Raw genomic sequence first — 19082 nt, 5'->3', positions numbered from 1 at the left:
GACGCCGCCCCGGGGTGCCACGCTGCCCGCATGGAGAGAGGACCCGAGGCATTCGCCGGCGTGGCGTTCGCGCTGTTCGGAGCCGGACTGCTGGTGTGGACGGGGGCGTGTGCCCGGACCGGTACGCCGGTCGCCGAGGGGGTCAGCCGGCCGGTGGCCGCGGTCACCGCGCTGTTCGCGGGGGTGCTGTTCCTGGTCGTCGGGGGCTGGCTGCTGGTGGCGCTGTAGGCGGGCGGTCGGAGGTCCGCCCGCGGTGTGCGTCCAGTTCCAGACAGTTCTGTCACAGATGGCCGATCTGTGACGGTGCGCGGAACGTCCGCGGGCCGTCCGTCATGTTCCTCGGTGAAGGTCACCACGGCCCACACACCGACAGTGAGGAACTCTCATGAACCGCGCACTCCGCTACGCCACCGTCGGCGTCATCGCCGTCTCCCTGTTCGCCGGGGGCTCGGCCGCCGCCTTCGCCGCGCCGCAGGACCTCCACGCCGCCAAGCCGGTCGTGGCCACCGCCCCGGCCGCCGCGTCGCTGACCGCCAAGGCCAGCGTGAACTCCGTCAAGGCCTGGCAGGAGTTCCGGGTCTCCGGCGCCGCCAAGGGCATCACGGCGGGCACCAAGGTCACCGTGCAGCAGAAGCAGGGCACCAAGTGGGTCTCGCTGCCCGCGCAGTCCCCGATCGCCAAGAGCGGTGCCTACTCGGTGCGGGTCAAGCTCGGCATCAAGGGCGTCAACCAGCTCCGCATCGCCGCGGCCAAGACCGTCTCGCCGGTGGTCTCCGTCACCGTCCGCTGACCCCGGAAGCCTCCGTCACCGTCCGCTGAACCCGGCGCTCACCGTCACCGTCCGTTGAGGCCGCCGGGCGTCAGCCGGCGAGATTGCGGACGAGCATCCACGCCGCGGCGATGCCGAACACCACGGCATTGCCGCGGCCCGTGAGCTGCAGCCGGTAGGCGCGTCCGCGCAGCCCCTGGACCAGCCAGCGCAGCAGGACGTACGCGATCGCCGGCACGCCCAGGACGAGCAGCACCGCGTTGTCGTGGAAGGCCCGCACCACCTCGCCGTGCAACAGGTCGTACGCCATCCGTGTGCCGCCGCACGCCGGGCACAACACCCCGGTCATCAGCCGGAACGGGCAGGGGATCAGCACCTGCCCGGACTGGTGCGGATTCGTGTGCCAGAGATAGACGGCGGCCGCCGCACCGGCGGCGAGGGCGAGCGACGCCCGCCGGACGGTGCGGCTCCGGATCGCCGCCCCGGAGGGCGGCCCGGACCGTTGCACGTCGCTCACACGCTCAACGACCGTGCGTAGTTGACCTGGTTGAGCACGAACATGACCTGCTCGCGCGACTGCACCGGGACCATCGTGGAGTGGTGCCGGCCGCCGCTGGCGACCGTGACCTGCACGAAGCCGGTCGTCGTGCGCTCCTTCATCAGCAGGAAGAGCAGCCCCAGCAGGCAGAAGAAGAAAAAGATGATGGCGAGCACGACCGCGTGGGCCGGCATCTTCTCCTCGGTCCGCGACATGTCCGTCGCGGTCCACACGGCGCCCTTGAGCGGCATCGACCCGGTCGGCGTCGTGATCGTGTCGCCGCTCACCGCGATGTCCCCGAGCGACAGCGCCATCCCGGCGGGCTGCGGACCGGCCTGGAAGCCGCCGGGACCCGGCGGCGGGGGGCCGGCCGGAGCGCCGGGGGGCGGGAATCCGGGTGGCGGGGGCGTCGAGCCGGGCTGCGGATAGCCGTACCCGGGCGCGCCGGGGCTGCCGCCCTGGGGATAGCCGTAGGCGGAGTCGGCCGGGCCGGGCGGCGTGGCGTACGGATTCTGGCCGGGCTGAGCGGGCTGGCCGGGCTGCTCCGGTGGCGGTCCGGGGTACTGGTTCGCCATGGGTGAGATTCCCCCCGAGAGTGTCACGTGACGACGGCGGTATCCGGCCCGAGCGGTGGGCCGTGCCGTGTCCATCCTGCGCCCATCCTGCCAGCAGGCTCACCTGACGTATCAAGGCGATGACAGGATCCGGGGCCGCCTTGTGACAGTCGCCTCGGCGGCACGCGGACCGCGGATCCGGATCATGCGCGGGCCTCCGGGAGGTGCCGCGGGGCCGTCATGATCCAGATGGCGCGTGCCGGACCCGTGGTGGGCGGCTGAGGTGGTCCAGGCGGCATGAAGGCATGTAGTCGGGTTACCGTTCGAGTGGCGTTGCGGGGTTTTTCCGTTTGACACGGGGGCGGGAGGTACCGTCACACTCCGCAGCGTCAAGCGTCACCGCAGTGCGCCCCCGCATCCGGCCGGGGGGCATTTTCCGCGTCGACCGGAGAGAAGAGCGAAGTTGTCCCCGACCAACGAAGCCACGAAGGGCGGCGGCCGCCGACTTGTCATCGTCGAGTCGCCTGCCAAGGCGAAGACGATCAAGGGCTACCTCGGCCCTGGCTATGTGGTCGAGGCCAGCGTGGGGCACATCCGTGACCTGCCCAACGGCGCGGCGGAGGTGCCGGCGAAGTACAAGGGCGAGCCCTGGGCCCGGCTCGGGGTGAACGTCGACGCCGATTTCCAGCCCATCTATGTGGTGAACAGTGACAAGAAGGACCAGGTCAAAAAGCTCAAGGAGCTGCTGGCCGAATCCGACGAGCTCTACCTCGCCACCGATGAGGACCGCGAGGGCGAGGCCATCGCCTGGCACCTCCAGGAGATCCTCAAGCCCAAGGTCCCGGTCCACCGCATGGTGTTCCACGAGATCACCAAGGACGCGATCCGCGAGGCCGTCGCCAATCCGCGCGATCTGAACCAGAAGCTGGTCGACGCCCAGGAGACCCGCCGGATCCTCGACCGCCTCTACGGCTACGAGGTCTCGCCGGTCCTGTGGAAGAAGGTCATGCCGCGGCTGTCGGCCGGCCGGGTGCAGTCCGTGGCGACCCGTCTCGTCGTCGAGCGGGAGCGCGAGCGCATCGCCTTCCGCTCCGCCGAGTACTGGGACCTGACCGGCACCTTCTCCACCGGGCGGGCCGGTGACTCCAGCGACCCCTCGACGCTGACCGCGCGCCTGAACAGCGTCGACGGCCGCCGCGTCGCGCAGGGCCGCGACTTCGGCCCCAACGGTCAGCTCAAGAACAGCGATGTGCTCCACCTGGACGAGGCGAACGCCCGCGCGCTCGCCGCCGCCCTGGAGAACACCGACTTCTCGGTGCGCTCCGTGGAGTCCAAGCCGTACCGGCGCTCCCCGTACGCGCCGTTCCGGACCACGACCCTCCAGCAGGAGGCCAGCCGTAAGCTCGGCTTCGGCGCCAAGGCGACGATGCAGGTGGCGCAGAAGCTGTACGAGAACGGCTTCATCACCTATATGCGTACGGACTCCACCACGCTCTCGGACACCGCGGTCGCCGCGGCCCGGGCGCAGGTGACGCAGCTGTACGGCGCCGGCTACCTGCCGGACAAGCCGCGCACGTACGCCGGCAAGGTCAAGAACGCGCAGGAGGCGCACGAGGCGATCCGCCCCTCCGGCGACCGCTTCCGCACGCCCGCCGAGACCGGGCTGACCGGCGACCAGTTCAAGCTCTACGAGCTGATCTGGAAGCGGACCGTCGCCTCCCAGATGAAGGACGCGACCGGTAACTCCGTCACCGTCAAGATCGGCGGTACCTCCGCCGACGGCCGGGACGCCGAGTTCAGCGCGTCCGGCAAGACCATCACCTTCCACGGCTTCCTCAAGGCCTACGTGGAGGGCGCCGACGACCCCAACGCCGAGCTGGACGACCGCGAGCGCCGGCTGCCGCAGGTCGCCCAGGGCGACGCGCTGGCCGCCCGGGAGATCACCGCCGACGGGCACGCCACCAAGCCGCCCGCCCGCTACACCGAGGCCACGCTGGTCAAGGAGCTGGAGGAGCGGGAGATCGGCCGCCCGTCGACGTACGCGTCGATCATCGGCACCATCCTCGACCGCGGCTACGTCTTCAAGAAGGGCACCGCGCTCGTCCCCTCCTTCCTCTCCTTCGCGGTGGTCAACCTCCTGGAGAAGCACTTCGGCCGGCTGGTCGACTACGACTTCACCGCCAAGATGGAGGACGACCTCGACCGCATCGCCCGTGGTGAGGCGCAGGCCGTGCCGTGGCTGCGGCGCTTCTACTTCGGCGAGGGCGAGGACGCGAGTGCGGTGGGTGCCGCGTCGGACGCCGGCAACGGCGACGGCGACCACCTCGGCGGGCTCAAGGAGCTGGTCACGGACCTGGGCGCGATCGACGCCCGGGAGATCTCGTCCTTCCCGGTCGGCGAGGGCATCGTGCTGCGGGTCGGCCGCTACGGCCCGTACGTCGAGCGCGGTGAGAAGGACAGTGAGGGCCACCAGCGCGCCGACGTGCCCGAGGACCTCGCGCCCGACGAGCTGACCGTGGCGTACGCGGAGGAGCTGCTCGCCAAGCCGAGCGGCGACTTCGAGCTGGGCATGGACCCCGAGAGCGGCCACCAGATCGTCGCCAAGGACGGCCGCTACGGCCCGTACGTCACCGAAATCCTCCCCGAGGGCACCCCGAAGACCGGCAAGAACGCGGTCAAGCCGCGCACCGCCTCGCTCTTCAAGTCGATGTCCCTGGACACCGTGACGCTGGCGGACGCGCTCAAGCTGATGTCGCTGCCGCGCGTCGTCGGCAAGGACCCCGAGGGCGTGGAGATCACCGCGCAGAACGGCCGCTACGGCCCGTACCTGAAGAAGGGCACGGACTCGCGCTCCCTGGAGAACGAGGAACAGCTCTTCACGATCACCCTCGACGAGGCGCTGGCGATCTACGCCCAGCCCAAGCAGCGCGGGCGGGCTGCCGCCAAGCCGCCGCTGAAGGAGCTGGGCACGGACCCGGTCAGCGGCAAGCCGGTGGTGGTCAAGGACGGCCGGTTCGGCGCGTACGTGACCGACGGCGAGACCAACGCGACGCTGCGGCGGGACGACGACGTCGAGACGATCACCCCCGAGCGCGGCTACGAGCTGCTGGCGGAGAAGCGCGCCAAGGGGCCGGCGAAGAAGAAGACGGCGAAGAAGGCGCCGGCGAAGAAGACGGCCGCCAAGAAGACGGTGGCGAAGAAGACCGCGGCCAAGAAGACCACCGCGAAGAAGACGACCGCCAAGAAGGCCACCGCGAAGACCGCGGCGGCGAAGAAGACGGCGGCTTCGGCGGAGGACTGAGGCCCACCGGGACCGGGGCCCTGCGCCCCTGGTCAGGCATGGTGTGCGGGCGGGCACGACGGATGCGTTCCGTCGTGCCCGCCCGTTTGTACGGGCGGCGCTCGACGGTGTGCGCCCTCCCGATAGGCTGGCGGGATGACGCGTGCCGAGCAGCCAACGGTCGTGACCCCCACTTCTGGCGCCCTAGCGGCGGATTCCCGCGAGCGCGCCGTGCGAGCCCTGCTGCGCTTCCCCCCACTGAAGCGGCTGTGGAGCGCCCAGTTCGTCGGGGGCATCGGCGATGCCCTGTCCATGCTTGTCCTGGTGGTGCTCGCCCTGCAGGCGGCGCTGTACGTGCCGCTGGGGGTGAGGCCGTCTTCGGCGGCGGCTATCGCGGTGCCGCCCTCGCGGTCACCGCGGTCTTCGGTACCCGGATGCTGGCGACGTTGCTCTTCGGGGCCGTCCTCCTGGGCCCGCTGTCCGCGCTCACGGCGCCCTCCGGGCCGCTGGACCGCCGCTGGACGATGATCGCCGCGGACGTGCTGCGGCTCGCACTGCTGGTCATCGCCCCCCTCTGGATCGACTGGGCCCCCGGCAACGCCCTCGCCTGGGTCCTGGTCACCGTCTTCGTCACCGGCGTCGCCGAGCGCTTCTGGACCGTCGCCAGGGAGAGCGCGGCGCCCGGCCTGCTGCCCGCGCCGCCGCCCGAGGGCGCCGCGGTCCGGCCGCTGCCGGACAACCTGGACGCCCTGCGCCGCCTCTCGCTGCGCACCACCTTCATCTCCCTGCCGATCGCGGCCCGCCCCCTGGTGGTCGTCACCCTCATCAGCAAGCTCCTGGGCACCGGCATCGACTGGTTCCAGCTCCACCAGGTGGCGCTCGCCTCCTATGTGGCGGCCGGCCTGTTCGCCGCCTCCGTGTCGATCCTGTACTTCATCGAGCTCCCCGGTGGGCAGACGCCGCGGCCGCGCTCCCCCCTGGAGGGGCTGCGCCGCCCGAAGGCCGCGAAGTCCGCGCAGGGCGAGCCGGCCGGCGCCGACAAGGCCGTACGGGCGCCATCCCGCTGCTGGTCACGGCCTGTGCGGCGGTCGCCGCCGGGATCGCCGCGGCCGTCTCGCTGGCCGTGCTGCACGCCTACGACCTCGCGGGCGGACCGGCCTCCTTCGCCCTCCTGGTGCTCACCCTCACCGGCGGTACGGCCGCCGGCATCCGCGGCGCCCACCGGGTGCTGCCGCGCTCTCCCGGCGCCGGCTGCTCGCCCTCGCGGTGGCCGCCACCGGCGTCGCCCTGCTGGCCATGGCCTGGTCCCGGACCCGACGACCGTCCTCGTCCTCGCGCTGCTGGCCGGCGTCAGCGCCGGCATCGCGGCCAATACGGGGCACGTCCTGCTGGACCAGGAGGCCGAGGAGTCCCGGACCGCCCGTACGACCGAGCACCTGCAGGCCGTCGTACGGCTCGCGATCGCGCTGGCCGCCATCGTGGCGCCGCTGCTCGCCGCCCTCATCGGGCCGCACCACCTGGGCAACGACACCTTCGACTTCGCCTACGGTGCGCCGCCTACACCCTGATGCTCACCGGCGCGCTGCTGCTGCCGGTCGCCGTCCTGGTCCTCGGCAAGGTCGACGACCGGCACGGCGTCCCGCTCCGCCGCGACCTGCGGGAGGCGCTGCGCGGCGGCGACCCGGCGCAGGCGCCCGCGCCCACCGGCTTCTTCATCGCACTCGAAGGCGGCGACGGGGCCGGCAAGTCCACCCAGGTCGAGGCGCTCGCCGAGTGGATCCGCAACAAGGGCCACGAGGTCGTGGTGACCCGCGAGCCGGGCGCCACCGCCATCGGCAAGCGACTGCGCTCGATCATCCTGGACGTCGCGACGACCGGGCTGTCCGACCGGGCGGAGGCGCTGATGTTCGCCGCCGACCGCGCCGAGCACGTGGACAGCGTCATCCGGCCCGCCCTGGAGCGCGGCGCGGTCGTCATCTCCGACCGGTACATCGACTCCTCGGTGGCCTACCAGGCGCCGGGCGGAACCTCGCCCCCACGGAGATCGCCCGGATCAACCGCTGGGCAACGGACGGCCTCGTCCCGCACCTGACCGTCCTGCTCGACATCTCCCCGAGACCGCCCGGGAGCGCTTCACCGAGGCGCCCGACCGGCTGGAGTCCGAGCCCGCCGAGTTCCACCAGCGGGTCCGGGCCGGCTTCCTCACCCTGGCCGCCGCCGACCCCGCGCGCTATCTGGTCGTCGACGCGGTCAGGACCCCGAGGCCGTCACCACCGTCGTACGGCACCGCCTCGACCAGGTGCTTCCGCTGTCCGAGGCCGAGACCAAGGCCCAGGAGGAGGCCCGTAGGGCGGCCGAGGAGGAGGCCCGCCGCCGGGCCGAGGAGGAGGCCGCGCGCAAGGCCGAGGAAGCGCGCCTGGAGCGGGAGCGCCAGGAGCAGCTCGCCAAGCTGCGCGCCGAGGAAGAGGAGCGCAAGCGCCAGGAGGCGAGCAGGCCAAGGCGCTGGAGGCCGCCCGCCAGGCGGCGGAGGCCCGGCAGCGCGCCGAGGAGGCCCGCCAGGCGGCCGAGGCCGAGCGGCAGCGCCGGGAGGCCGAGGAGCGGGCCCGCCAGGCCGAGCAGGAGCGGCTGCGCAAGCAGCACGAGGAGCAGGCCCGGCTGCGCAAGGAGGCCGAGGAACGCCGCCTGGAGAAGCAGCGCAAGGCCGAGGAGGCCCTGGTCCGCGCCGAAGAGGCCCGGATCGCGGCAGCGGAGGCGGCGGCCGCGGCGGAGGCGAAGGCGGCGGCCGAGGCGGCTGCCGAGGCCGAGGCCGCGGAGGCGCCCACCAAGGAGACGCCGGTGGCGGACCTGCGGAAGCGGCTGAGGGAGGAGAGCGGGGACGGCTCCTCGTCCGGGCCGGCGACGTCGGGTTCGGGAGCGTCCGGTTCCGGGTCGGAAAACCTCCGGTTCCGGTTCGGCGGTGCCGGTCAGGCGGGTGTCGAGCCGCACGAGCGGACGGAGTCGCTGCCGCGGCCCGAGGCGCGGGGCGGCAACGCGCCCGGCGCGGCGGACGAGACGGCGGTGCTGCCGTCGGTCCGCGACGCCGGCCCCGACGCGGGCACCGACGCCGAGCAGACGGCCGTCCTGCCGCCCGTACGGGACACCCGGCAGGGTGGTCAGGACGCCTGGCACCAGGACACCCGCGGAGCAGCGGAACGACCGGCAGGGCCGGAACGACTGGCAGGCGCGGGGACACCCGGGGCGAGGACCCCACCGAGCGGGTGCCGTCGTGGATGTTCCGCAAGGAGACGCCGAGCGGCGCCTCGGCCCCGGAGTCGGGCGCCGAGCGCACCCGCGAACTCCCGCAGATCGACCCGTCCACGGGTCACCCGTCGGAGACCCGCCGCGCGCCCGCCGGCGACCCGAATGGGCGGAAGAGACCCCGCTGGACGATCTGCCCACGCTCGCCGACGAACTGCTCGGGCCGCGTGACGACGAGGACGCGGACGACGGCGCGGCGACGACGGCCGTCGCGGGGCCGGGGCCGGCGCCGCTAGCCCGGACGGGAGCCGTCGCGGACGTCGTGGCAGGCACGGGCCGTGGCCGCAGTGGGAACACTGCGGCCACGGCCTTTTCGCGCCTTCCGCGGGCTCGTGCGCAGGCTCCCGGGGCGGCCGACGGGGTCCGCGCGGCCCCGTCCGGCCGCCCCGGCGCCGGCTTCCGGATTCGTTTGTCAGTGGGTTGCACCACAATGGTCAGGTCGCGGGCGACGCGCGGACGGCGATCCCGGCCGCGGCGGCGACCGGCGGTCACAGACACGAAGGCACCGGAGAAGAGGGACGGCGGCAGCGATGGCGGGTGGGACGACGTGGTCGGCCAGGAGCGGGTGACGGCTCAGCTGGCCGCTGCCGCCGGACGCGGGACGCCCTCGTCACCGCCGAAGCGGCGGGCCGGGCCGGGCAGCTCAGGACCGGACCGGCACGCCGCCCGCGGGCGAGCGGGGCGGTGCCTCCCAGATGACGCACGCCTGGCTGTTCACGGGCCCGCCCGGCTCCGGCCGGGCCACCGCCGCGCCGCCTTCGCCGCCGCCCTGCAGTGCGTCAGCCCCGACCGCGCCCTCGGCGGGGCCCCGGGCTGCGGCTTCTGCGACGGCTGCCACACCACCAGGTGGGCACCCACGCCGACGTCGAGATCGTCCGTACGGACCTGCTCTCCATCGGCGTGAAGGAGACCCGCGACCTGGTCCGCCGGTCCTCGCTCTCCCCGGCCGGCGGCCGTTGGCAGGTGATCGTCCTGGAGGACGCCGACCGCCTCACCGAAGGCGCCGGCAACGTCCTCCTCAAGGCCGTCGAGGAGCCCGCGCCCCGTACGGTCTGGCTGCTCTGCGCGCCCTCCATCGAGGATGTCCTCCCCACCATCCGCTCCCGCTGCCGCCACCTCTCGCTGCGGACCCCGCCGGTCGCCGCGGTCGCCGACGTCCTCGTCCGCCGCGACGGCATCGCCCCGGAGGCCGCCGACCGCGCCGCCCGCGCGACCCAGGGCCACATCGGCCGGGCCCGCCGCCTGGCCACCGACGAGCGCGCCCGCGCCCGCCGCGCCGCCGTCCTGAAGCTCCCGCTCCGCATCGACGACATCGGGGGCTGCCTCAAGGCCGCCCAGGAGCTGATCGACGCCGCGGGGGAGACGCCAAGCAGGTCGCCGAGGAGGTCGACACCAAGGAGACCGAGGAGCTGCGCGCCGCGCTCGGCGCCGCCGCCGGACGGGCGGCCGGGCTGCCCCGCGGCACCGCCGGCGCCATGAAGGAGCTCCAGGACAAGCAGAAACGCCGCGCGACCCGCACCAGCGCGACAGCCTCGACCTGGCCCTGGTCGACCTCACCGGTTTCTACCGCGATGTCCTCGCCCTCCAGATGGCGCCTCGGTGCCGCTCGCCAACGACGAGGTGCGCGACAGCCTGGAGCGCATCGCCGCCGGTTCCACCCCCCAGCGCACCCTCCGCCGGATAGAAGCGGTGATCGCCTGCCGCGAGGCCCTGGACCGCAACGTCGCCCCCCTCCTGGCGGTCGAGGCGATGACCGCCGCCCTCCGCGCCGGCTGACCACCCGCCCCGCCCCGTAAAGCCGCAGCGGACCCCCGCCCACCCGACCAGCCACCGCTCAGGACTGCCAACAGCCCACCCGCACCCGCTCTTCAGCACCACCGAAGCAGTGGCGAAGCACCGCCGAAGTAGTACCGAAGCGCCACCGAAGCCACCGAAGCACCGCCCAAGCACGAGAAGCACCACCGAGAAGCACCACCCGAGCCCCACCACCACGAGGTATCCACCACCCCGACCACCGGCTCTCCCGGCTACCAGACCAGGCTCCAGCTTTCAGGGACCGCGACCAAGGGACCGTCCATGGCCACCAGCCGTCTGCTCCGCACCTCCGCCGCCGTCGCGGCGGCCACCGCTCTGCTGATCTCCGCTGCTCCTCGGGCAGTTCGTCCCCCGATGCCCATGCGTCGTCCGCCGTACGACGGAGGCCGGCGCCCAGCGGCCCGCCGATGACGCCACCCTCCGGCCCCTGCCGGCCGCATCCCGGCCAACCTGCGCCCGTACTACGACCAGAAGCTCAGCTGGCATCCCTGCGGGGTCGCCGCTTCGAGTGCGCGACGATGAAGGCCCCCCTGGATTACGCGCACCCCTCCGCGGCCACCGACCTGAAGCTCGCGGTGGCCCGTAAGAAGGCCACCGGCCCCGGCAGCCGGCTCGGCTCCCTCATGGTCAACCGGGCGGCCCCGGCGGTTCGGCGATCGACTACCTCCAGCAGTACGCCCCGCAGCCCGCGTCGGTCCGCGCGCGCTACGACATGGTGGCGATGGACCCGCGCGGCGTGGCCCGCAGCGAACCGGTCGAGTGCCTCACCAACCAGCAGATGGACCGCTACACCCAGACCGACCAGACCCCGGACACACCGGCCGAGGTCAGCAAGCTCGTCACCGCGTACCGCGACTTCGCCAAGGGCTGCCAGGCCCGCTCCGGCAAGGTGCTCCGGCACGTCTCCACGATCGAGGCGGCCCGTGACATGGACGTCCTGCGCGCCGTCCTGGGCGACAAGAAGCTGACGTACGTCGGCGCCTCCTACGGCACCTTCCTCGGAGCCACCTACGCCGGTCTCTACCCCTCCCGCACCGGCCGCATCGTGCTGGACGGCGCCATGGACCCGCGCTGGACTCCCGCAGGATCAACCTCGACCAGACCAAGGGCTTCAACACCGCCTTCACCGCGTTCGCCGCGGACTGCGTCAAGAAGAAGGACTGCCCGCTCGGCCACAAGAACGCCGCGGACGCCGGCAAGCAGCTCGCCGCCCTGTTCAAGAAGCTCGACGCCCACCCGGCGGAGACGGGCGAGGCCCGCAAGCTCACCGAATCCCTGGCCACCACGGGCGTCATCGCCGCGATGTACGACCAGCGCGCCTGGCCGGTCCTGCGCGAATACCTCGCCCAGGCCGAGGCGGGCAACGGCCGCGGACTGCTCACCCTCTCGGACAGCTACTACGAGCGCCCCCAGCGGCAAGTACGCCAACCAGATGTACGCGAACCCCGCCGTCAACTGCCTCGACCTGGCGCCCCCCTTCACCGGCCTCGACCAGGTCCGCGCCGCCCTCCCCGCCTTCCGCAAGGCCTCCCCGGTGTTCGGCGAGAGCTTCGCCTGGTCCGCGCTGAGCTGCGCGTACTGGCCGGTCAAGCCCACCGGCACGGCTCACCGCATCCCCGCCAAGGGCGCCGCCCCGATCGTCGTCGTCGGCACCACCCGCGACCCGGCCACCCCGTACGCCTGGGCCCAGCCCTCGCCGCCCAGCTCTCCAGCGCCACCCTCCTCACCTACGAGGGCGACGGCCACACCGCCTACGGCCGCGGCAGCAGCTGCATCGACAACGCGATCAACAGCTACCTCCTGACCGGCACACCCCGCCCAAGAACAAGCGCTGCACCTGACCGCACCCCGGCCTACCGCGTGACCCACCCCACACCCCACCCGCCCACCTCTGACCACCCCGCAATCGGTTACGGACCACCCCTCACTGTGTGTAGACTGGGCCGCGCACCACGCCGCCTTAGCTCAGTTGGCCAGAGCAACGCACTCGTAATGCGTAGGTCTCGGTCGAATCCCGAAGGCGGCTCATCTTGAACCCCAGGTCGGATCTACTCCGACCTGGGTTTTTCTCGTTCAGCGATATTAGGACGGGCGCCGAAAGTGGCAGTGTGCCTGTCAGCGGTCTCAGTCTTGGTCTCAGTCATGCGTTCAGACGGGCACCGAGGGGCTTCCAGCCGGGGCCGCTGTAGAGCTAGAAGCGCATGGATTGGCTACTCATCGATCCAATCGGAGGTCGGGGGGGACGCCTTGCTGAGGGCCTCCCGTGCGGCGCTCGTGAACCGTTCCCGGCTGAGTTCTCGCGCTTGCTTGTTGCGTAGGAGTACCTCCCCCATTGAGAACGCCTCGCTCGCAGCAGCGGAGATTCGCTCAAAGTTCGCGCTCAGCGCTTCCCGTGCCTCTCCAGAAGCCTGCCGATATCGCTCCATGCCCTCCATTGCCGCCTGTAGGAGGGGTGGCCATCTAGCTCGCGCATGTCACGCCCCTGACTTCGATGGGCGGTTACAAGTTCTACAAGCTGATGGTTGCGCCGCCGCATCTCCTCCGTCGCCTCGACGCAGCCTCGGTGGGTATCGGGTGTCCGTCGACCTCTGCTACCGCAGCTTCGGCCACCTCGATGAACCGACGGCAACTTTGACGTCTTCCTGCATCGACTCCGCCAGGGACTCAGCTGCATGCGTGACTTCAGGAGGGCCCAGATTGCGATGCGTCGTGCGCGCTCCGCCATACGGTCTGCGGCCAACCGAAGATCCTCGAGGCCCGTTGAGTCTGGGGCGTCAGCTTCTGCGGATGCTTGGGTAAGACGTAGACACTCGTCCCAGGCTTCGAGGAAGCTCTCATAAGTATTGAAGCGCTGCTGTCTTAGCCAATGACCGTGCTCCACGGCGCCCTGGTCCTGAACCTGCCGTCGGACTGCCTCGCGCTTTTCTCGGCACCGAACTTGGTTGCTCGCGCTCCAACAATGGCTCCCAGCCCGGTAGCGGCTAACCCGATCACAGCGACTACGAGAGGAATCACAAAGTCCTTCACGCTGGTTCATCATGGTGGTACAGCCAGAGCTTGGGAACCTTGTGTCGTATCGACGCTGTACCCCAGGCCGAAGTGACTTCGGCCTGGGGCTTGTTGGTCAGCGGATGCGGCGACGACGTGAGCGGGTTGCGTGATTCCCGACGGAAGCAGCCTTGATCGCGGCGGGGCGCTCGGGAGCCGCAGGTCTGCCACGCGCATCAAGGCCCGACCGGCGGAGAAGAAGAAAAGGATCCAGCCATCCTGTGGTTCCAGATCGGTGCCGCCAGCGGGGTGCGGCGGCGGACCGCATATGCGCGCCGACGACCTGACCACCGAGATCGGCCACCCGTAGTCCCTCGGGGTCGAAATTCGGATCGAGCAGGATCAGCGTGCGGAAACGGGCGGCGGTGATCGGTCCTCAGGGGCGCTCCGGCACCAGGCCCCACTACGGCGGGTCCGTCACCACGACGGAAGGAACGCAGGCGCGGCTCCATCGGCACTCCCGGCGTGTCGGCGTACGGCGGGTGCGGCGGGTGCGGGGACGGCGGGTGGCGCGTACGGGGGCGGCCCCATGCGGCCCGAACCGCGCCGTGGTGCCGTACCGCACCGCACTGGCATACCGCACCGCACCGGCATACCGCACCGCCCCCGGCATACCGCAGAACCCGGCGCTTGGCGAGGCGCCGGGCGCGGCCTCACGGATGCGGCCGCCGGGTCCGGAATGGACGCGTGCCCGCAGGCCGTTCACCGGCCTCCCCGCTCATTTCGCTCCCTCCTCTCAGCACCGGCTCTGACCTGGGAAACCTGGGGAAACCTGCGGAGAGGCGCCGCGGCGAGCCAGTGGCGCAGCGCCCGCGCCCGCCCCTCACCGGACCGTCCGTGTGGCCGACCCGCCGGGCCGCAGGCACGTTGAAGGTCTACGAGTCCTCTGCGTCCACGGCCTACGTGGCGGGGGCCCGGCGTGCGCGGCCGAGCGGGAGGCTGCGGCATGCTTCGGAGATCGTTGCGAATACCCGCCGCCGGAGTCGCGTATCTGGTGACGGCGGCGATGTCGTCGTCGGCCATGGCGTCGGGGCCGGAGGAGTACGCGGACGTCGCCGTGAGCAGCGGGCGCGGGCCGGGCCCGGCACCCCCGCCGCCATGGTCATCGCGCACCGCGGCGCCTCCCGTTACGCGCCGGAGAACACGCTGGCCGCCGTGGACGCGGCACATCGCCGCGGCCTCATATGGGTGGAGAACGACGTGCAGCGCACCCAAGGACGGCCGGCTGGTGGTGATGCACGACACCACGCTCGACCGGACCACCGACGCCGCGAAGGTGTTTCCCGGGCGCGCCCTGGCGAGTGGGGGACTTCACGGCCGCCGAGATGGCGCGGCTGGATGCCGGAGCTGGTTCGGCAAGCGGTTCGCGGGGGAGCGGATCCCGACCCTCGCCGCCTATCTGCGGCGCCTGGACCGTAATGGGCAGCGCCTTCTGCTGGAGATCAAGTCCCCTAAGGACTATCCCGGAATCGAGGCCCAGGTCGTCCGGGAACTGCGGTCCCGTGGCTGGCTGGATCGCGACCATGTGCGGAGCCGACTGGTGGTGCAGAGCTTCAGCGTGACCACCGTGAAGGCCGTGCACGAACTGGTGCCACAGGTGCGTACGGGAATCCTGGAGCGCCCGATGTGCACAAACTGGCGGCCTATGCCCGCTTCGCCGATCAGATCAAACCCCCGTATGTCGGCGCTGAGTTCGCGCTGGCTGGCGGCGCGGTCCACCGGCTGCGCGGCCCGCACGGGCGCCCCTTGCAGGTCTACGCCTGGACGTGGCGAAGAACACCACCGCGCGGTCCGTGCGCGCCAGGGGAATCGAAGGTGTTATTGAATAGCGGTGGCGTCGCCGACGGTGCGCCGGCCGGCTCCGGCCCCTGACGGTGCGTGAAGGTGCTGTGGAGGGTGGATGGGTGCCGGGTGGCCGCGCCAGGCGGGGATTTACGCGATTCCCGCCGCGCAGCTAAGGTGCCTGGGATGTTCGACGCCGCCACCCTTCCCGTAAAAGAACTAAGACGCAGGATTTGGCTTTTGGGTTCCGATTTGCGGCCCGCGCGGGCCAGCTTCCGGCTTCTCCCGTGGGCCCGTTCCGGGAGGCTTCTTGAACAACGATTTTCCGGTATACGGCCAACGGCGGGTCCCGCTCCCACCGCCGCGGCAGACGCCGAACGGCACGAACGACGGCTCCGGGGCTGGCGCCCCGTACGCCTCCTCGTACTCCGCGCCGCATTCCTCCGCGTCCTCGTATGCATCCCCCCACTCGTCCCCGCACTCGTCCCCGCACTCGTCCTCCTACGCCTCCCCGGCAGCAGCGACGGCCGCGACGACGATGGCGCCCGCTGCCTCGGAGTCGTCCGTGTCCGAGCGCTCCATGGGTGAACACTCCATGGGTGAACGGGCCCTGAGCGACGGGGTCATGGCGGACGGGTCGGTGGCGGAACGTTCCGCGGCACCGGCGGACGGACGGCTCCCGGCTCGGCCTCGCACGCCAGGCCCCGGGGCCGCGCCAAGGGCCGGGGACGGGCCGCGCCGCGCACGACGGCACCGTCGACGCCAAGGCCGGCACCCGTGCCCAGGCCGCGGGCGGCGCCAAGCCGAAGTCGCGCGACGCGTTCTTCGACAACGCGAAGTACCTGGCCATCGTGCTGGTCGCGATGGGGCACTCGTGGGAGCCGCTGCGCGACGGCAGCCGGTCCGCGGCGGCGCTGTATATCACCGTCTACGCGTTCCATATGCCGGCCTTCATCATCATCTCGGCTATTTCTCGCGCAGTTTCGATATGCGCAAGGACCGTTTGCAGCGGCTGATTACCGGCGTCGCCGTGCCGTACATCCTCTTCGAAGTCGCCTATACCTTCTTCAAGAAGTGGGCGGATGACGACCCGCACTACCCGATAAGCCTTACGGATCCCTGGTATCTGACCTGGTTCCTGCTGGCCCTGTTCATCTGGCGGCTGACCACCCCGCTGTGGAAGATCGTGCGCTGGCCCGTACCGCTGGCGCTCACCATCGCCGTCCTCGCGTCCGTCTCCCCGGACATCGGCGATGACCTGGACCTCCAGCGGGTGCTGCAGTTCCTCCCGTTCTTCGTGATCGGGCTGTCGCTGCGGCCCGAACACTTCAGGCTGGTCCGTCGCAAGAAGGCCCGGATCGCGGCCGTCCCCGTCTTCGCGGGTGCACTGGTCTTCGCGTACTGGGCGGCCCGCGTATGAACGCCGCCTGGTTCTACCACCGGGATGGCACAGGAACTGGGCGCTCCGTGGTGAGCGGTGCGGTGATGACGCTGGCGATGTTCGGGTGCTCGCTGGTACTGGTGGCGTGCTTCTTCGCATGGGTACCGGGCCGCACGATGTGGTGCACGGCGCTGGGCGCGGCACCCTGTACGGCTATCTGCTCCACGGGTTCCTGCAAAGGATCGCGCTTCTGGAACTGGTACGACGTGCACTGGGTCCACACCCCGTGGGGCGCGTGCTGCTCACCCTCGCCGCCGGCACCGTCATCACGCTGCTCTGCACACCACCGGTCCAGCGGATGTTCCGCTGGGCCATGGAGCCGAAGATGACCTGGGCCTTCAAGAAGGACCCGGTGGAATGGCCCGCGGACGCACCTGACCACCGCCGAGGGCGGCAAGAACAGCACCAGGGCGCCTGCGCCGCCGGAATCCGGCGCGCGGGCGCCCCTGGCGCGTACGGGCGCCAAGCGCGTACCGCCGGTCGTGGCGCGTACCGCCGACCCTGGCGTGTACTGCCGGTCCTGGCGTGCACCGGGCCTCATCCGGGGCGGAGCCGGGCTGCCTCGGCGGCAAGCCCTAGGACGAACAGCCGATCCCACCGCGGCGACGGATCTCCTACCCTCGGAAAGGGAAAACCCAGGTCAACGGGGAGACGAAGCGTGCGTACCCATACCGCTTGGGCGGTGATCAGCTGGACCTGGAGGCGTATCTCGCCCGCATCGGCTACGAGGGCGACCGCCGGCCCACCCTGGACACTCTGCACGCACTGCACGCCGCCCACCTGTCCTCGATCGGCTTTGAAAACCTCGAGATCGTGCTGGGTCGTCCCGTCCCGCTCGACCTGGAGTCCTTGCAGACCAAGATGGTCGCGCAGCGCCGCGGCGGCTACTGCTACGAACAGAACCTGCTCTACGCCGCCGCTCTGCACCGCCTCGGCTTCCGGATCTCCGGCCTCTGCGCCCGGCCCCGTATGGCGACCGGCGCATCCGCCCGGCCACACACGCGCTGCTCAAGGTCGAGCTGGACGGTGAGGACTGGATCACGGACGTCGGCTTCGGCGCCGAGGGGCTGCTCGAACCCCTTCCGCTACGGGACGCGTCGAGTCCCACCAGGGGAGTGGACCTTCGGCCTGGTCCACGAGAAGGAAACGAGAGAAAGAGGCCGACCTCGAGGCCGGGGCATGGGTGCTCCGAACCCGCCACGTGACGACTGGTTCGAGCTCTACGCCTTCGGGACCGAACGCCGCTTCCCCGTCGACTACGCGGTCTTCAACCACTACATCTCCACCCACCCCCGCTCGCCCTTCACCGCCAGATGGTGGTGCAGCGCCCGAGCCGCGAACTGCGCAGGACGCTGATCGGCCGGGAGTACGCCGTGACCCGCCCGGACGGCACCCGCGAAGCGCACGAGGTGAGCCCCCAGGAACTCCCGGACCTCCTGGCCACCGCATTCGGCATCACCTTGTCGGCAGCGGACGCGCGTGCCCTGGTGGCGTTCCACGAACGCTAAGCGAGACGCCAGATGCGAGGCGCCGGACTGGCAGCCCAGGCCGCCCGACCGTTCGTCTCCTCCCAGCTACCACTACCCAAACTACCGGCCATCGGTGGTCAGCTTACCGCACCACGGCGATCCCCTCGATCTCCACCAGGGCCGCCTCGTCCCAGAGCCGGGTCGCGCCGATCACGGCCATCGCCGGGTAGTCACTGCCGACCAGCCGCTTCCACACCCGGCCGATCTCGCGAGCGTGCCGGCGCGGTAGTCCTCGATATCGACGGCGAAGACGGTGAGTTTGGCGAGGTCCGACGGCGCCGCCCCGGAGGCTGCCGCGACGTCCAGGAGGTTCGTCAGGGCGCGCTCGAACTGCTCGACGATCCCGCTCCCCACGATCCGGCCCGAACCGTCCAGGGCGGTCTGACCGGCCAGGAAGACCAGCGTTCCCGGTGCGGCCCGGACGGCGTGACTGAACCCGGTGGGCGGCGCAAGGTGCGGCGGATTGATCCGCTCCAACTCCCCGTCGGACACGGCCTTCCGCTCACCACCCACCGAGTCCGCGCAACGGACGGGCCCACCGCGTCCCCGGCACCGCTCGCCGCCTGCTCTGACGCACCACTCATCTCAGCCTCCGCACTCATCCCCACGAACTCCCTTCCACCGCCAACTCGTATCGCACCCGAATCCGCACCCGCACCCGCACCGCACCTGTACCACACCCACACCCACACTCATCTCAACCCACGCTCATCCCCACGCTCACACCCGCTCTCCAGGGATGGAAGCCCGTCGGGTGGGTCACCAACACACCTTGCCCCGAGCCGCGGCCGTCAGCACGTGCTTGATCAGTGCGCTTCCCTGTGGCCGTGGCAGCAGCAGTGGCCGTTGCCGTTGTCGTACCAGCAGTCGCCAGCGGCCCCCTATGCCGTCCAAAGCGCCTCGGGCGGCATAGGGGAGGCAGCGTATGAATCCGGCCTCGTGGTGGAACGGGGCTCTCTGATGCGCCTGGATCGCTGCCTTGTGATCGGGCTGGGCGTTGCCGTACGCGTAGCGGCGCATCGCGTCCAC

Annotated in this window: 8 protein-coding genes, 1 tRNA gene and 6 pseudogenes; 12 read left to right on the top strand and 3 right to left on the bottom strand. The window is 71.4% G+C overall.

What is annotated here, in order from left to right; all coding sequences use genetic code 11:
- The first annotated feature begins 30 nt into the window (after window positions 1–30).
- Entirely contained in the window at window positions 31–228 is a 198-nt protein-coding gene (locus tag OJ254_RS07390; RefSeq protein WP_265361712.1) for a hypothetical protein, read from the top strand.
- 157 nt (window positions 229–385) lie between these two features.
- On the top strand, window positions 386–790 hold the full coding sequence (locus OJ254_RS07385) for a hypothetical protein (protein WP_265361711.1): 405 nt from the start codon (window positions 386–388) through the stop codon (window positions 788–790).
- 70 nt (window positions 791–860) lie between these two features.
- Here the strand turns inward: OJ254_RS07385 and OJ254_RS07380 are convergent, their stop codons facing one another.
- Together OJ254_RS07380 and OJ254_RS07375 are read right to left on the bottom strand one after the other, a co-directional pair.
- Window positions 861–1286, bottom strand: coding sequence for a DUF2752 domain-containing protein (locus OJ254_RS07380; protein WP_265361710.1), 426 nt, complete (start codon window positions 1284–1286; stop codon window positions 861–863).
- Entirely contained in the window at window positions 1283–1882 is a 600-nt protein-coding gene (locus OJ254_RS07375; protein WP_265361709.1) for a hypothetical protein, read from the bottom strand. Before OJ254_RS07375 ends, OJ254_RS07380 begins: the two co-directional genes overlap by 4 nt.
- 442 nt (window positions 1883–2324) lie before the next feature.
- Here OJ254_RS07375 and topA point away from each other — a divergent pair, with 442 nt between their 5' ends.
- The 10 genes and pseudogenes from topA (at window position 2325) to OJ254_RS07320 (ending at window position 18032) form a co-directional block, all read left to right on the top strand.
- Window positions 2325–5162, top strand: a complete 2838-nt coding sequence (gene topA / locus OJ254_RS07370; protein ID WP_265361708.1) for a type I DNA topoisomerase — start codon at window positions 2325–2327, stop codon at window positions 5160–5162.
- A 135-nt stretch (window positions 5163–5297) separates the two neighbouring features.
- A pseudogene (gene tmk, locus OJ254_RS07365) lies at window positions 5298–8609 on the top strand (dTMP kinase).
- Between the two features lie 376 nt (window positions 8610–8985).
- Window positions 8986–10214, top strand: a pseudogene (locus OJ254_RS07360) (DNA polymerase III subunit delta').
- 300 nt (window positions 10215–10514) lie between these two features.
- Window positions 10515–12068, top strand: a pseudogene (locus tag OJ254_RS07355) (alpha/beta hydrolase); the annotation flags it as partial.
- 139 nt (window positions 12069–12207) lie between these two features.
- Window positions 12208–12279 (top strand) — tRNA-Thr (locus OJ254_RS07350).
- A gap of 2120 nt (window positions 12280–14399) precedes the next feature.
- Window positions 14400–14465 (top strand): annotated as a pseudogene (locus OJ254_RS07345) (hypothetical protein); the annotation flags it as partial.
- Window positions 14466–14535: 70 nt separating this feature from the next.
- Complete coding sequence (locus tag OJ254_RS07340; RefSeq protein ID WP_265361707.1) at window positions 14536–15126, top strand: glycerophosphodiester phosphodiesterase; 591 nt, start codon at window positions 14536–14538, stop codon at window positions 15124–15126.
- Between the two features lie 734 nt (window positions 15127–15860).
- Window positions 15861–16882, top strand: a pseudogene (locus tag OJ254_RS07335) (acyltransferase family protein); the annotation flags it as partial.
- Window positions 16883–17199: 317 nt separating this feature from the next.
- On the top strand, window positions 17200–17880 hold the full coding sequence (locus tag OJ254_RS07330) for an arylamine N-acetyltransferase family protein (protein WP_423835855.1): 681 nt from the start codon (window positions 17200–17202) through the stop codon (window positions 17878–17880).
- Entirely contained in the window at window positions 17844–18032 is a 189-nt protein-coding gene (locus tag OJ254_RS07320; RefSeq protein ID WP_423835854.1) for a hypothetical protein, read from the top strand. The genes OJ254_RS07330 and OJ254_RS07320 overlap by 37 nt, the downstream gene beginning before the upstream one ends.
- A 103-nt stretch (window positions 18033–18135) precedes the next feature.
- Here the strand turns inward: OJ254_RS07320 and OJ254_RS07315 are convergent.
- Window positions 18136–18545 (bottom strand): annotated as a pseudogene (locus OJ254_RS07315) (RidA family protein).
- Between the last annotated feature and the right edge of the window lie 537 nt (window positions 18546–19082).

It is taken from the genome of Streptomyces endophytica (assembly GCF_026153355.1).
GTDB classification, from domain to species: domain Bacteria; phylum Actinomycetota; class Actinomycetes; order Streptomycetales; family Streptomycetaceae; genus Streptomyces; species Streptomyces endophytica.
The sequence above is the reverse complement of the archived record's forward strand: the minus strand, read 5'-3'. Positions and strand labels throughout refer to the sequence as shown.

Excerpts from the sequence above, each read along its gene's own strand:
- OJ254_RS07390 (WP_265361712.1), top strand. The coding sequence starts at position 31 with ATGGAGAGAGGACCCGAGGCATTCGCCGGCGTGGCGTTCGCGCTGTTC.
- OJ254_RS07385 (WP_265361711.1), top strand. The coding sequence starts at position 386 with ATGAACCGCGCACTCCGCTACGCCACCGTCGGCGTCATCGCCGTCTCC.
- OJ254_RS07375 (WP_265361709.1), bottom strand. The coding sequence starts at position 1,882 with ATGGCGAACCAGTACCCCGGACCGCCACCGGAGCAGCCCGGCCAGCCC.
- OJ254_RS07340 (WP_265361707.1), top strand. The coding sequence starts at position 14,536 with ATGCACGACACCACGCTCGACCGGACCACCGACGCCGCGAAGGTGTTT.